Below are 12,845 nucleotides of genomic sequence, written 5' to 3' on the forward strand. Positions count from 1 at the left end.
ACTTTGCGGAGGTAATGAACGAAGGTGGCTGGACTCGCTTACGCTGAACGCAAAGCGGCTCCTCCGCTCGTCACAGGCGGCCCGCCCGTCACAGCGGCAGGCCGGGATCGGTCTTCACCGTGCGGATGATCATGTTGGATTGCAGGCGCGTCACGCCTGGCAGGCTCGACAGCACCTTCCGGTGCACCCGCTCGAAATCCTCCGCATCGCGCGCCACGATCCGCAGCACGTAATCGGCCGAGCCGGCCATCAGAAAGCATTCGAGGATCTCCGGCGCGTTGCGCACCGCCTCTTCGAACTGGCGCAGGCCCGCTTCGCTCTGTGTCGTCAGGCTCACCTCGACGAAGAAGATCAGCGAAAAGCCGAGCGCCGATGCGCTCAGCATCGCGCGATAGCCGTCGATGATCCCCGCCCGCTCCATCGCCTTGATGCGGCGGTGGCAGGCCGACGCGCTGAGCCCGACCGCCTCGCCCAGCTCCTGCATGCCCGGCTGGCTGTCGGTCTGCAAGATGCGCAACAATTTCGTGTCGATCCGGTCGATCTGCATCTTCTTTGCGCTTCAACGTAAATAACGCAAGATTTTCCGATACAAAGGCAGATTGACGCAGAAAAAGCAAACCCTTTCAGGCCGTGTTATCGTACTCTTACCCTCAGTTGCGATGCATCAGATGGAGGATGGCGATGCGCATTGGCGTTCCGAAGGAAATCAAGAACCACGAATACCGCGTCGGCCTGACGCCCGAGAGCGCCGCCGAATGCGTGCGCCACGGCCATCAGGTCACGGTGCAGGCCAATGCGGGCATGGGCATCGGCGCGACCGACGACGATTACCGAACAGCCGGCGCGACGATCGCCGATACGCCCGACGAGATCTTCGCGTCCGCCGATATGATCGTGAAGGTCAAGGAGCCGCAGGCGAACGAGCGCAAGATGCTGCGCGAGGGCCAGATCCTCTACACCTATCTGCATCTGGCTCCGGACCCCGAACAGGCGAAAGACCTGATGGCCTCGGGCGCCGCCTGCATCGCCTATGAGACCGTGACCGGCCCCGGCGGCGGGTTGCCGCTGCTGAAACCGATGAGCCAGGTGGCGGGCCGCCTTTCCGTGCAGGCCGGCGCCACGGCGCTCGAGACGCCCAATGGCGGCCGCGGCGTGCTGCTCGGCGGCGTGCCCGGCGTGCTGCCGGCGCGCGTCCTGATCATCGGCGGCGGCGTAGTCGGCTTCAACGCCGCGCAGATGGCGACCGGCCTTGGCGCGCGCGTCACCATCCTCGATCGCAACCCCGACGTGCTGGAGCGCCTCGCCTCGCATTTCGAATCGCGCGCCGCCACCAGCTTCGCCAGCCGCATGAATCTGGAAGCCGAGCTGGTCCAGGCGGATCTCGTCATCGGCGCGGTGCTCATTCCGGGCGCTGCCGCGCCCAAGCTCGTCACCCGCCAGCACCTCTCCACGATGAAGAGCGGCGCGGTGCTGGTCGACGTCGCCATCGATCAGGGCGGCTGCTTCGAAACCTCCAAGGCGACCACCCATGAAGACCCGACCTTCACGGTCGACGGTGTAGTCCATTATTGCGTGGCCAACATGCCCGGCGCGGTGGCGCGCACCAGCACCTATGCGCTGAACAACGTCACCCTGCCGCACGCCCTTTCCATTGCCGATCTCGGCTGGAAGGACGCGCTGCGCGCCAATGCGCATTTGCGGGCCGGCCTCAATGTCGCCGACGGCAAGCTGACCCATCCGGCTGTGATCGAATCGGTCGACGGGCCGAGCACCACCGCCGAAGACGTGCTGAAGATGAGCTGATCGGGTTCGGGAAGGCCGGTCCGCCGGCCTTTCCACCCGCCCCATTGCCAAGAGCCCCTTGCATGCGCGTGCCGCCGACGGTCCGTCATTGACAGACGACCTGCGATCGTAACCCTTTGCGTCCGACGCCGCCTTCGGCAACCGGGCGATGCGAGGGGTATGAAATGACGAACCATCTGTTCAACGGGCTGACCGGGCCGGGACTGGCAAAACCGCAACGCAATTTCGTCAGAACGGCCTGCGGCCTTTCGTTGAGCTACGGCGATACGGAAGCGGCGGCTGCCCGCTATGCCAATGCGCTGATCGGCCTTGGACTGGAACCAGGCGATCGGGTGGCCGCGCAAGTGGACAAGTCCGTCGACGCGCTGATCCTCTATCTGGCGACGATCCGGGCGGGCGGCGTGTTTCTGCCCCTCAACACGGCCTATACCGCCGCCGAGATCGGCTACTTTCTGGGCGATGCCGAACCGCGCCTCTTCGTCTGCGCGCCGGGGAAGGACAACACGCTTTCGGCCGTCGCTACAGAGGCTGGCGCGATTGTCGAGACGCTTGGCGTCGGCAGCAATGAAGGGCACGTCGACGGATCGCTGGCGCAAAAGGCGGCATGCGCGTCCGAACGGTTCGAAACGGTGGCGCGCGATCCGGACGATCTGGCCGCGATCCTTTACACATCCGGCACGACCGGTCGTTCCAAAGGCGCGATGCTGACGCATGACAATCTCCTGTCGAACGCGATCATGCTGGCCGATTTCTGGCGCTTCACGGAGCGCGATGTTCTGCTCCACGCCCTGCCGATCTTCCATACGCACGGCCTGTTCGTCGCGACGAACACGCTGATGGTCGCCGGTGGATCGATGATCGTCCTGCCGAAATTCGATCTGGATGCGGTTTTCGCGCATCTGCCGGATGCGACATCGATGATGGGTGTGCCGACCTTCTATACGCGCATGCTGGACGATGAACGCCTTACGGGTGACGCCACCGCCCATATGCGGCTCTTCACATCCGGTTCGGCCCCGCTTCTGGCGGAGACCCACCGCGCCTTCGAGGAGCGGACCGGCCAACGCATTCTCGAACGCTACGGCATGACCGAGACCAACATGAACACCTCGAACCCCTATGACGGCGAGCGCCGCGCCGGCACGGTCGGCTTCCCGCTACCGGATGTCGAACTGCGCATCACCGATCCCGATAGCGGAAACCGACTGCCGGATGGCGAGATCGGCATGATCGAGGTGAAGGGGCCGAACGTCTTCAAGGGCTATTGGCGCATGCCGGAGAAAACCGCCTCGGAGTTCCGCGACGATGGGTTCTTCATCACCGGCGATCTCGGGGAGATCGACAAGGACGGCTACGTCTCCATTGTCGGGCGCGGCAAGGATCTCATTATAACAGGCGGCTACAACGTCTATCCCAAGGAGATCGAGCTTGCGATCGACGCGATCGATGGCGTGGTCGAAAGCGCCGTCATCGGCGTTCCCCATCCCGATTTCGGCGAAGCGGTCGTTGGCGTAGTCGTCGGCCGGAACGAGATGCGCGAAGCTGATATTCAATCCGCACTCGATGGGCGAATCGCCCGTTTCAAGCAGCCGAAGCGTGTCGTTTTTGTCGAGGAACTGCCGCGCAACACGATGGGCAAGGTCCAGAAAAACGTCTTGCGCGAGGAGTTTGGGAATATTCTCGCATAGAATGCGTGATCCAACGGACGAAACAGCGATTTTCCGTGCCCCACTTCACATGTGTTAATGCAGAAGGGCTCTTCTTTTCCAAAAAACGTGATAATCAGCCCATAGGGACGCAGACTTTAGAAATTTTGGGTGAAATCACTGCAACGTCTTCATCACGATTCCATACTCGCGGAATTGGAAGAACATGCTCGCGCGCTCGCCGAACGTCTCCTCCACGAGGGTAACTCCGATCATGCTCACGAGGCGCGCAACCTCGAAGCGATGATCGTGGCCGCGCGGCGCATTCTCCAGCGCCAGGAAACCGCCTGACATCCGGCCAGCGTCGTCGCGCTGGTATCGAACAAGAACGTCCCGGACTTGCTGTCCGGGACGCCCTAAATGCTGGCATGGGATCGGTGCGCCGCCCTTCGCTGAAGAAAAGGGCGTTGTCATGCCCTTTCCTCAATTTCCGGAACGATCAGTGCGCCCATACCGGCGCGACGTCAGTTGGCGGATTCGACCGCTTTTTCGCCAGCAGACGCGCGCTCCGGAACCTCGCTCCCATCAGCCGTCACGCGCGCCACTTCCTTGAACTCGCCGGCTTCGACGCGGCTGATGACGATGACATCGCCGCCCTGGCGATCGCCAGGTCCATAGGTTACCTCGACATCGCCGACCGCGTCGTGGAACTGGACCTTCTCCATGCCTTCGCGAAAGCTTTCGGGCGTCAGTTCCGGACCGGCCTGTTCGAGGCCTGCTATGACGGTTTCGGCGGCGCCAAATCCGAGAATTGCGGCCATGCCGGGCTCTTCATTGTATCGAGCCTTGTAGGCGTCATACCACTCCTTCACTTCGGGCGTGTCGAGGCGCGGCTTGTAATCCGCCCAGGCAGCGGCGGCATAATAGCCGTCGGCAAAGGGCTGGCTGGCGATGGCTTCGTGGAAACCGGCGGATGAGCCGATGAAGTTCACATCGTTCCAGCCGAGTTTCCTGGCGGTGCCGAGCGTGATGATGATCTGCCGGACGCCGAGCGCCAGGGCCACCGTGTCGCATCCGGCATCGCGCAGTTTCGTCAGCGCGCCGACGAACTCCTGTTCATCGGGCTTGTGCGTGGTTTCCGCTGCCCAGTTCAGACCAAGTTCCTCGGCCTTGTCCTTCGCCCCATTCTGGATTTCCTTGCCGAAATCGGACGGGATATACATGGCGCAGATGTTCTGTGCGCCTTCGCTTTCGGCCAGATAGGCCACCCCCTGCTGGAGGTGATCGTAATAAGACGAGCCTGCCAGATAATGCAGCCCGTGCGGATCGTCCTGCTCCAGCAGAGCCTTGGCCGATGTCAGTGGCGAGATATTGGCCACCTTGACCCGGTCCATGATCTGATAGCCCGCAAGATTCATCGGCGTGCCGAGATTGAGGATCATGGCGAACACCTTGTCGGAGTTCACCAGCTTGTTGAAATTGGCTTGCGCGCGGGGCAGTTGATAGCCGTGATCCTCGGTTACGAGACGCAGCTTGCGGCCGTGAACCCCACCCTCTTCGTTCTGCTGGTCGAACCGCAGCTGTGCGGCCTTGATGGCCTGCACGTTAAAGGGCGCAAAAATGCCGGACAGGTCTCCATTGGAGCCGATCACCACCTCCGTATCGGTGACGCCCTGCTGGGCGAATGCGCCGCCCGACAGCCCGGCGGCCAATGCGCCGGCCAACAGCGTCCTGGTCATTGCAGTCTTCATAGTGTCCTCCCGGTCAAGATCGCGGTCTCGCACCGCCAAACGGCGCGAAACGGTCAAGTCTGATACATCTCCTCGATCAGAGGAGCATATTTGGTCTCTACTGTCTTGCGTTTCAGCTTCATGGTCGCCGTCAGTTCCTCATCCTCGGCTGTCAGAAGCTGGTCGATAAGACGGAAATTCTTGATCTGCTCGACGCGGGCGAAGTCCTTGTTCACGGCCTCCACCTCGCCGCCGATGAGATCGCGCACCTCCGGCGCCCGGCAAAGCGAGCGGAAATCGGAGAACGGAACGCGCTGGGCCTGGGCGAACTTCTCGACATTCTCCTGATCGATCATGATGAGGCAGGTGAGATATTTGCGCCGGTCGCCGATCACCACCGCGTCGGAAATATAAGGGCTGAACTTCAGCCGGTTCTCGATCTCCGCAGGCGTAATGTTCTTGCCGCCGGCGGTAATGATGATGTCCTTGAGGCGGCCTGTTATCCGCACATGACCACTTCCGGCCACTTCACCGACATCGCCCGTCCGCAGCCAGCCATCCTCGGTGAACGTTTCGGCCGTCTGGTCCGGCTTGTTCCAATAACCCTTGAAGACGGTCGGCGCCCTGACCTGGATCTCGCCGCCCTCGCCAATCCGGACCTTCGTGCCCGGCAGCGGCAGACCCACCGTGCCGACCGCATTGCTCTCCTCGCGATTGGTCGAAATGACGGCGGTTGTCTCGCTCATGCCGTATCCTTCGAGAACCGGCACGCCGATCGAGCGGAACCAGCGCAGCAGTTCCGGCGCGATCGGAGCAGCACCCGATGTACCGCGCCGCAAACGATCCATACCCAGCATCCGCCGCACATTGCGCAGAACCATCCAGTCCCAGAAGCGGTAAGACAGCCGAACCGCCGCCGACGGCTTACGCCCCGCCATCAACGCATCGGCGCGCAGACCGCCCGCCCGCGACGCGCGCGAAAACGCCCAGCGCTGCAACGCAGTCGCTTCGGACAGCCGGATCATGACCTGCGAATAGATCTTCTCCCAGACGCGCGGCACCGCCGCGAAAACATGGGGCGAGACCTCGCGGACATTGTCGAAAACGGTTTCCGGGCTTTCGGCGAAATTGACCGTCGAGCCGGTCGCGATCGGCAGAAAGCCGCCGAAAACGCGCTCATAGATATGGCAAAGCGGCAGAAAGCAGACTTGCTCGTCCTCCGGCCCTGGCTCCAGGGCGGACAGCGTGGTGGCACAGGCAGCGATGATGTTGGCCTGCGTGATCATCGCGCCCTTCGGCATGCCGGTCGTGCCGGACGTATAGACCAGTATGGCGGTGTCCTCCGGCCTGCTCTTGGCGGTCTCGGCCTCGAAAGCATCCGGATCGGCCTTCAGCACCTCCAGCCCGATGGCGTAGAGATCGTCCAGAAACATCACCCGCCTGTCTTCGAAATCGTGCAACCCTTTCGCATCGAAGACGACGACACCCTTGAGGTCCGGCATCTCCCCGGCAGCGGTGAGATATTTATCCAGTTGCTCGTCATTCTCGACGAACAGAAAGCGGCTGCCGCTATCATTGACCAGATAGGCAAGCTGGCTGGCGCTGTCGGTGGTGTAGACGCCCGAAGCGATACCGCCGACGCATTGCACACCCAGATCGGTGTAGATCCACTCCCTGCAGCCTTCGGACAGGATCGAGACCACGTCGCCCCGCTCCAGCCCGAGCTGACGCAGGGCCAGGCCGATCAGCCGCGCATGGGTGTAGAAGTCCGCCCAGCTATAGGACAGCCAGATGCCGTATTCCTTTTCGCGGTTGGCTGTCAGTTCACCCCATGCTTTGGCGCGCTTTTCGAACAGTTTGGGCAACGTATCGCAGCCGTCGATCCGGTATGGGCCGTCTTGACTGTCGGCTTCGATGGCAATGCCGGAAACCGACGTTCCGATTGCGCTCTTGACGTCCGCATTCATTGCCGCACCCCTTCTCTCATCGCCAGGTTTTGCGCTGTTTCCAGCGACGTTGCCCGCGTGGATTTTCGTCCTCGCGAACGCCCAGATAAAATTCCTGGACGTCCTTCGATTGCGCAAGGTCCGCTGCCGGCCCATCCATGACCAGCCTGCCGAGCTCCATTACATAGCCATAATGCGCCACATCCAAGGCGACCTTGGCGTTCTGTTCCACCAAAAGCATGGTGACGCCCCGCTCGACATTGAGTCGGCGTATGATTGCGAAAATTTCCTTGACCAGAAGGGGAGACAGCCCGAGCGACGGCTCGTCCAGTAGCATGACCTCCGGCCGCGCCATCAGACCGCGACCAATCGCCAGCATTTGCTGCTGACCGCCCGACAGCGTGCCCGCACTCTGCCTGCGTCGCTCGCGTAGGATCGGAAAATAGCCGAAGACCATTTCGATATCGTCGCCGATCCCGCCATCCGAACGGGTGAACGCGCCCATTCGGAGGTTCTCTTCCACGGTCAGAAGCGGAAAGACCTCGCGGCCTTCGGGCACGTGGACGATACCCTGGCGGACGATCCTGTCCGGCTCGCTGCCGGCGATGTCCTTGTCGTGATAGAGAATCTCGCCCTTCTCCGGGTCCATCACGCCGGAAATCGTCTTCAGAAGCGTCGTCTTGCCTGCGCCGTTTGCGCCCAGCACCGTGACGATCTGTCCCCTGCGGATGATCAGCGAGGCGCCGCGGATCGCCATGATCGGCCCGTAGAAGCTCTCCAGATTGCTGATCCGCAGAACCACATCGTCCTTGCTCTCGGTCGTTGCCGGTGCAGCGGTCGTCGATGCTACCGCCATCATGCCGCCTCCTGTTCGTCATCCGGCGCGCCGATATAGGCCTTGATGACCTCCGGATCGTTCTGCACCTCCTGCGGCGTGCCGAGCGCCAGCCGTTTGCCGTCCGCCAGCGCCATCACGCGGTCGGAAACGGATGCGACCAGATGCATGTCGTGTTCGACCATCAGCACGGTAATGCCGCGAATCTTCTTGATGTCCTCGACCCAGAAGGCGACGTCCTGCGTCTCTTCCATCGAAAGGCCCGATGCCGGCTCGTCGAGCAGCAGCAGCTTCGGACCGATCGCCATCGCACGACCCATCTCGACCACCTTGCGGACGCCATAGGGCAGCCCGGCGATAAGCTGGTCGCGATAGGCATGCAGGTTCAGGAAATCGATGGCGTCTTCGACGGCGCGTCGGTGCGCGATCTCCGCTCGGCGAACCGAGGGCAGGAAGAACAGTTCGGACAGCAGATTGCTCGTGCGATGCGTGTGGCGGCCGACCAGCATGTTCTGCAGGACCGTGGCGTTCTCGAACAGTTCGATATTCTGGAAGGTCCGGGCGATGCCGAGCTGCGCGATGTCAGATGGCGCATGGTCCAGCAGATTCTCCCCGTCGAAGACGATCTCGCCCTCGAAAGGGTCATAGAAGCGGCTGATCAGGTTGAAGACGGTCGACTTGCCGGCCCCGTTCGGCCCGACCAATGCGAAGACCTCGCCCTTTTCGACATCGAAGGATACGTCGTTTACCGCCACGAGACCGCCGAACTTCATCGTGACGTTGCGGACAGAAAGAAGGCTCATCGCATCCGCTCCGTCTTCAAATAGCTCTTCTGGCGAACGAACATGCCCTGTCGATAGAAGGGGAAGAGTTCGAAATAGGTCCGCATCTTCGCCCATATGCCGTAAAGACCCATCGGCTCGAACAGCATGAAGGCAATCAGGATCACACCGAAGGTCGCGGTTTCGAGTCCCGGGATCGCCGTTGTCGTCAAGCCCACATTGGCGGCGAGCCAGTCGCGCGCCATGCCGATACCGGTCGGCAGCAAGGCAATGACAAGCGCGCCGAAGAACGCGCCGTGAATGGTGCCGAGCCCCCCGACGACGATCATCAGCAGCAGCTGGATCGAGACCAGAACGTTGAAGGCTTCCGGCGTGAAGACGCCGATATAGTGACCCAGAATAGCGCCCGACAGACCGGTGATGAAGGTGGACACGCCGAAGGCGATGGCCTTGGTCTTTGGCACGTTTACGCCCATTGCCTGGGCCGAAACTTCCGAATCGCGCACGGCCGCGAAGGCCCGGCCCAGCGGGCTGCGCAGCAGGTTGCGATAGATCCACACGCAAAAGAGCGTAACGGCGAGCGTGAACCAGTAGAACGCCGCCGGATCGCCATAACGATTGATGACATAGCCGAACAGCGAGATGTCGGGCGCAAACAAGCCTCCGACGCCCCCAGTCAGTGGCTCGGCGATGATGATGATGTCTTCGGTGATGACCGACATGGCAAGCGTCGCGATGGCCAGATAAATGCCATGCAGCCGCACCATGGGCAGCGCGATCAACGCCCCGAGAACGCCGGAAATGAGACCCGCCAACGGAAACGCGACGACGAAGGGCAGGCCCGCCCGCTGCTGAAGGATCACATTGGCGTAGCAGCCCACCGCAAGGAATGCGGCATGGCCGAGCGACGCCTGGCCGGTCTGCCCGACGAGTATCATCAGACCCATGCCGGCGATCGCGAAGATCAGAACATTGGTGATCTCCCCAAGCATGAAAACGTCGATCAGCCACGGCAAGGCGATCAGGGTCGCACCGAGCACCGCGTACCAGGCCAGTTGATAGCGGTCCTTGAAAAGGCGGATGTCGGTGTCGTAGCTCGTTTTGAACTGTACGCGCATCCGCTCAGACCTTCTTCCGATGGACCTGGGCCAGAATGCCGTGGGGACGGAAGACCAGCATGAGGAAAAGCAGAAGATACGGCATGACCTGACTGTAGCCTGCGGGAATGTATCGGCTCGCGAAAGGCTCGATCATGCCGACGATGATACCGCCCAGAAGGGCGCCGGGCAGCGAGCCCATGCCGCCGATCACCGCCGCCGCGAAGGCCTTTATGCCGAGAAGGCCGGCATTGGGATCGATCGACCCCTTCGATGCGTAGAGGATGCCGGCCACCGCCGCCATCATGCCGGCAATCGCCCAGATCAGAGACTGCACGCGTTTGACGGGAATGCCCATATAATAGGCGGCCAGCTGGTTCTGCGAGGCGGCCTGCATGGCAATGCCGAGTTTGGTGTTGCTGAAATAGAGCCAGAAGCCGACGGTCAGGCCGATGGTCGCGATGATCACCAGCAATTCGTCGAGACCGAGGAAAATACCACCGACAGTGACATCCCGACCGATCAACGGCGATTCCAGCGTTTGCGGCTCGAAACCGAAAATATTGCCGGCGGCGAACCGCATCACGAAACCGAGCGCAATGGTCACAATGACGATCGCCACCTGGCTCTGGCCGAACAGCCGGCGAATGATGACGATATCGATGAGATAGCCGATCACGCCCATCGAAAGGATCGCGAGCGGCACCGCGATAAGGAAGGGCAGGCCCAGAAAATTGCTGTTGGCGAAGCCCAGCGTCAGAAAAGCGCCGAGCATCATCATGTCGCCCTGCGCGAAATTGACCGCTTCCGTCGCCTTGTAGATCAGCACGAAACCGAGGGCGATAAGCCCGTAGATACAGCCGTTTGCCAGTCCGCTGACCAGCAGCTGGATGGTTTCCATCCGCCGTCTCCTCCCATCGGCGAATGGTCGGTGCCATCCGCCTGCCCGTTTGCCGAGAACCGCCTCCCAACGGCCCCCGAAATTGCTAGGGTGCCAGAAGCACCTTACCGTTCGGCTCGCCCAACGCATCGGGCAGCCTGCCGCTCGCATCGTCCAGCGAAACCACCGCCGTCACATCGGTTTTCCATCGTCCGCTGGCGAAATTCGACTGCGCCTGCATGGCCATGGCCGCGCGCTCCTTCTCACTGGCACTGGCCAGCCACCCCGTCAGCCAGAACCCTTCGATCCGCTTCTGCAGGAAAATCAGCTCGCCCGGCTCGTGAAGCACGGGCGGCTCTTCCTCCAGCCGTCCGTAAATTACCCAGCGCGCGCCCCTGCCCATGGCGTGAAACGCCGTGGAAGAGCTTGGACCAGCCACGGCATCCAACAGGATGAGCGGTTTTTCCACGCGGCAAATCTCGGCGATCCGCTCGTCGAAATCGTCGGCCTTCTGGTTGAGGACATGCGCCGCGCCGTGCCCCTTGAGCAGGTCGATCTGCTCGTCGCGCCGCACGATCCCGATGGCGGACAGCCCGTCCGCCGCCGCCTGGCCGATGATGAGCTTGCAAAGCTGGCTCGCTGCCGCCGTCACGATGAAGCTTTTGGACCCCGCCTCCTTGACGATGGAAAGCATCGCCAGCGCCGTCAGCGGGTTGACGATCATCGACGCGCCGTCCTCGTCGGAGACCCCATCGATCAGCGGAATGCACATCGCCGCATCCGCCACGGCATATTCGGCCCAGGAGCCGAAGCCGCTGCGCCCTGCAACGAATGCGACCCGCATACCTTCCAGTCCTTCCGCCCCGGCGCCGGTGGCGACGACCGTGCCGCAGCCCTCGAAGCCGGCTGGCAGGCCTTTTCGGCGCGGCTGGCCGTACATGCCCTTGATGAACATGACATCGGACGGATTGACCGCCGCCCGCGCCACCTTCACCAGAACCTGCCCCTTGTCCGGCGATGGCAGGTCAATTTCCGCCAGTTCGACGTAAGGGTCGAGCGCTTCGAGGGAAAAGCCGCTGCGTTCGTTGTCGCCGGCATAGCCGTCATGCTTCTGTATCAGCGCCTTCATGGCCTTCGGAAGGTTCATCGGGTCTCCTCCGGGACGATAACGATCTTGCCGGTGGCCCGGCGGCCCAGCACCTCGGCCAGCGCGCTCGTGACCGAAGACAACCCCTCGCGGGTGCTGACGACGGGCTTGATCTTTCCGGCAGCGTACCAGCCGAACAGTTCGCGCATATTGTCGGCATAGACATCGGGTTCCTTTGCAGTGAAGGTGCCCCAGAACACGCCCACCAGGCTGTAGCCCTTCACCAGCGTCAGATTGATTGGCAGTTCGGGAATGCGCCCGGATGCAAAACCGATGACGAGCAGCCGCCCGTTCCATGCCATGGCGCGAGACAGCACGTCGAACGCGTCTCCGCCGACCGGATCGAAGGCGACATCGACGCCCTTGCCGCCGGTCAGCGCCTTCAGATCGTCCTTTAGATTGTCGTAACCGATCGCCTCGTCCGCGCCGTTCTGCAAGGCCAGCGCGCGCTTGTCGTCCGTTGAGGCCACCGCGATCACACGCGCGCCCATGAGCTTGCCGATCTGGATCGCCGCAAGGCCGGTCAGGCCCGCCGCGCCGAGCACGACCAGCGTTTCGCCCTCTTTCAGATCGGCCCGCTGTTTCAGGGCGTGATGGGAGGTGGAATAGCCCACGCCCAACGCACAGGCGTCCGAGAACGAAACGCCATCGGGTAGCGGAACGCAGCGGGCGGCCGAGACAGCAAGCTGTTCTGCAAAAGCGCCCGTGCCGCAAAGCGCCATAATGCGGTCGCCTGCCTTCAGATGAGTCACTCTCTCGCCCACGGCCGTAACGGTGCCTGCGGCCTCCATGCCCGGTACGAAGGGAAGAGGCGGTTTGACCTGATAAAGCCCCTGTACCATCAGCCCGTCGGGGAAGTTGACGCCCGCGGCACCGACCTGCACGACGACGTCACCCTTGCCGGGCGAAGGATCGTCGATCTCCGCAAGGGACAGCCCATCGACCGGACCGAACTGTTCGGCGAGGATTGCCCGCATGG

12 protein-coding genes are annotated in these 12,845 nt (G+C 62.3%); 2 read left to right on the forward strand and 10 right to left on the reverse strand.

Features of this window, described 5'->3' with window-relative positions; all coding sequences use genetic code 11:
• Nucleotides 1–88: 88 nt before the first annotated feature.
• Entirely contained in the window at nucleotides 89–547 is a 459-nt protein-coding gene (locus B7H23_RS11630) for an Lrp/AsnC family transcriptional regulator (protein ID WP_206608893.1), read from the reverse strand.
• A gap of 134 nt (nucleotides 548–681) precedes the next feature.
• On the opposite strand from B7H23_RS11630, the gene ald reads away from it, so the two are divergent.
• Together ald and B7H23_RS11640 are read left to right on the forward strand one after the other, a co-directional pair.
• Nucleotides 682–1,803, forward strand: coding sequence for an alanine dehydrogenase (gene ald / locus B7H23_RS11635; RefSeq protein WP_094077543.1), 1,122 nt, complete (start codon nucleotides 682–684; stop codon nucleotides 1,801–1,803).
• Nucleotides 1,804–1,967: 164 nt separating this feature from the next.
• Entirely contained in the window at nucleotides 1,968–3,491 is a 1,524-nt protein-coding gene (locus B7H23_RS11640; RefSeq protein WP_094077544.1) for a malonate--CoA ligase, read from the forward strand.
• A 135-nt stretch (nucleotides 3,492–3,626) separates the two neighbouring features.
• Here the strand turns inward: B7H23_RS11640 and B7H23_RS15940 are convergent, their stop codons facing one another.
• The 9 genes from B7H23_RS15940 to B7H23_RS11680 all read right to left on the reverse strand — a co-directional run bounded on the left by B7H23_RS15940 (nucleotide 3,627) and on the right by B7H23_RS11680 (nucleotide 12,843).
• On the reverse strand, nucleotides 3,627–3,923 hold the full coding sequence (locus B7H23_RS15940; protein ID WP_143534767.1) for a hypothetical protein: 297 nt from the start codon (nucleotides 3,921–3,923) through the stop codon (nucleotides 3,627–3,629).
• Between the two features lie 50 nt (nucleotides 3,924–3,973).
• Nucleotides 3,974–5,188: an ABC transporter substrate-binding protein gene (locus tag B7H23_RS11645; RefSeq protein ID WP_205320035.1), complete on the reverse strand. Its 1,215-nt coding sequence runs from the start codon at nucleotides 5,186–5,188 to the stop codon at nucleotides 3,974–3,976.
• 65 nt (nucleotides 5,189–5,253) lie between these two features.
• Nucleotides 5,254–7,146: an AMP-dependent synthetase/ligase gene (locus tag B7H23_RS11650; RefSeq protein WP_094077546.1), complete on the reverse strand. Its 1,893-nt coding sequence runs from the start codon at nucleotides 7,144–7,146 to the stop codon at nucleotides 5,254–5,256.
• A gap of 16 nt (nucleotides 7,147–7,162) precedes the next feature.
• Entirely contained in the window at nucleotides 7,163–7,984 is an 822-nt protein-coding gene (locus B7H23_RS11655) for an ABC transporter ATP-binding protein (RefSeq protein WP_173861903.1), read from the reverse strand.
• Complete coding sequence (locus B7H23_RS11660; RefSeq protein WP_094077547.1) at nucleotides 7,981–8,763, reverse strand: ABC transporter ATP-binding protein; 783 nt, start codon at nucleotides 8,761–8,763, stop codon at nucleotides 7,981–7,983. The genes B7H23_RS11655 and B7H23_RS11660 overlap by 4 nt, the downstream gene beginning before the upstream one ends.
• The gene (locus B7H23_RS11665) at nucleotides 8,760–9,860 is read right to left on the reverse strand and encodes a branched-chain amino acid ABC transporter permease (RefSeq protein WP_094077548.1); all 1,101 of its coding nucleotides are present in this window, start codon (nucleotides 9,858–9,860) and stop codon (nucleotides 8,760–8,762) included. Before B7H23_RS11665 ends, B7H23_RS11660 begins: the two co-directional genes overlap by 4 nt.
• A 4-nt stretch (nucleotides 9,861–9,864) precedes the next feature.
• A complete protein-coding gene (locus tag B7H23_RS11670; RefSeq protein ID WP_094077549.1) occupies nucleotides 9,865–10,740 on the reverse strand; it encodes a branched-chain amino acid ABC transporter permease in 876 nt (291 codons plus the stop codon).
• 85 nt (nucleotides 10,741–10,825) lie between these two features.
• Nucleotides 10,826–11,866, reverse strand: a complete 1,041-nt coding sequence (locus tag B7H23_RS11675; protein ID WP_094077550.1) for an alcohol dehydrogenase catalytic domain-containing protein — start codon at nucleotides 11,864–11,866, stop codon at nucleotides 10,826–10,828.
• A complete protein-coding gene (locus B7H23_RS11680; protein ID WP_094077551.1) occupies nucleotides 11,863–12,843 on the reverse strand; it encodes an NADPH:quinone oxidoreductase family protein in 981 nt (326 codons plus the stop codon). The genes B7H23_RS11675 and B7H23_RS11680 overlap by 4 nt, the downstream gene beginning before the upstream one ends.
• Between the last annotated feature and the right edge of the window lie 2 nt (nucleotides 12,844–12,845).

Origin of the sequence: Notoacmeibacter marinus, assembly GCF_002238045.1 — a bacterium.
In the GTDB taxonomy this organism is placed as follows: domain Bacteria; phylum Pseudomonadota; class Alphaproteobacteria; order Rhizobiales; family Rhizobiaceae; genus Notoacmeibacter; species Notoacmeibacter marinus.

What these genes read in the sequence shown, in the direction of transcription:
- B7H23_RS11660 (WP_094077547.1), bottom strand. Translation starts at nt 8,763, where the DNA reads ATGAGCCTTCTTTCTGTCCGCAACGTCACGATGAAGTTCGGCGGTCTC.
- B7H23_RS11650 (WP_094077546.1), bottom strand. Translation starts at nt 7,146, where the DNA reads ATGAATGCGGACGTCAAGAGCGCAATCGGAACGTCGGTTTCCGGCATT.
- B7H23_RS15940 (WP_143534767.1), bottom strand. Translation starts at nt 3,923, where the DNA reads ATGACAACGCCCTTTTCTTCAGCGAAGGGCGGCGCACCGATCCCATGC.
- B7H23_RS11670 (WP_094077549.1), bottom strand. Translation starts at nt 10,740, where the DNA reads ATGGAAACCATCCAGCTGCTGGTCAGCGGACTGGCAAACGGCTGTATC.
- B7H23_RS11675 (WP_094077550.1), bottom strand. Translation starts at nt 11,866, where the DNA reads ATGAACCTTCCGAAGGCCATGAAGGCGCTGATACAGAAGCATGACGGC.
- ald (WP_094077543.1), top strand. Translation starts at nt 682, where the DNA reads ATGCGCATTGGCGTTCCGAAGGAAATCAAGAACCACGAATACCGCGTC.
- B7H23_RS11630 (WP_206608893.1), bottom strand. Translation starts at nt 547, where the DNA reads ATGCAGATCGACCGGATCGACACGAAATTGTTGCGCATCTTGCAGACC.
- B7H23_RS11680 (WP_094077551.1), bottom strand. Translation starts at nt 12,843, where the DNA reads ATGCGGGCAATCCTCGCCGAACAGTTCGGTCCGGTCGATGGGCTGTCC.
- B7H23_RS11665 (WP_094077548.1), bottom strand. Translation starts at nt 9,860, where the DNA reads ATGCGCGTACAGTTCAAAACGAGCTACGACACCGACATCCGCCTTTTC.
- B7H23_RS11640 (WP_094077544.1), top strand. Translation starts at nt 1,968, where the DNA reads ATGACGAACCATCTGTTCAACGGGCTGACCGGGCCGGGACTGGCAAAA.
- B7H23_RS11655 (WP_173861903.1), bottom strand. Translation starts at nt 7,984, where the DNA reads ATGATGGCGGTAGCATCGACGACCGCTGCACCGGCAACGACCGAGAGC.
- B7H23_RS11645 (WP_205320035.1), bottom strand. Translation starts at nt 5,188, where the DNA reads ATGACCAGGACGCTGTTGGCCGGCGCATTGGCCGCCGGGCTGTCGGGC.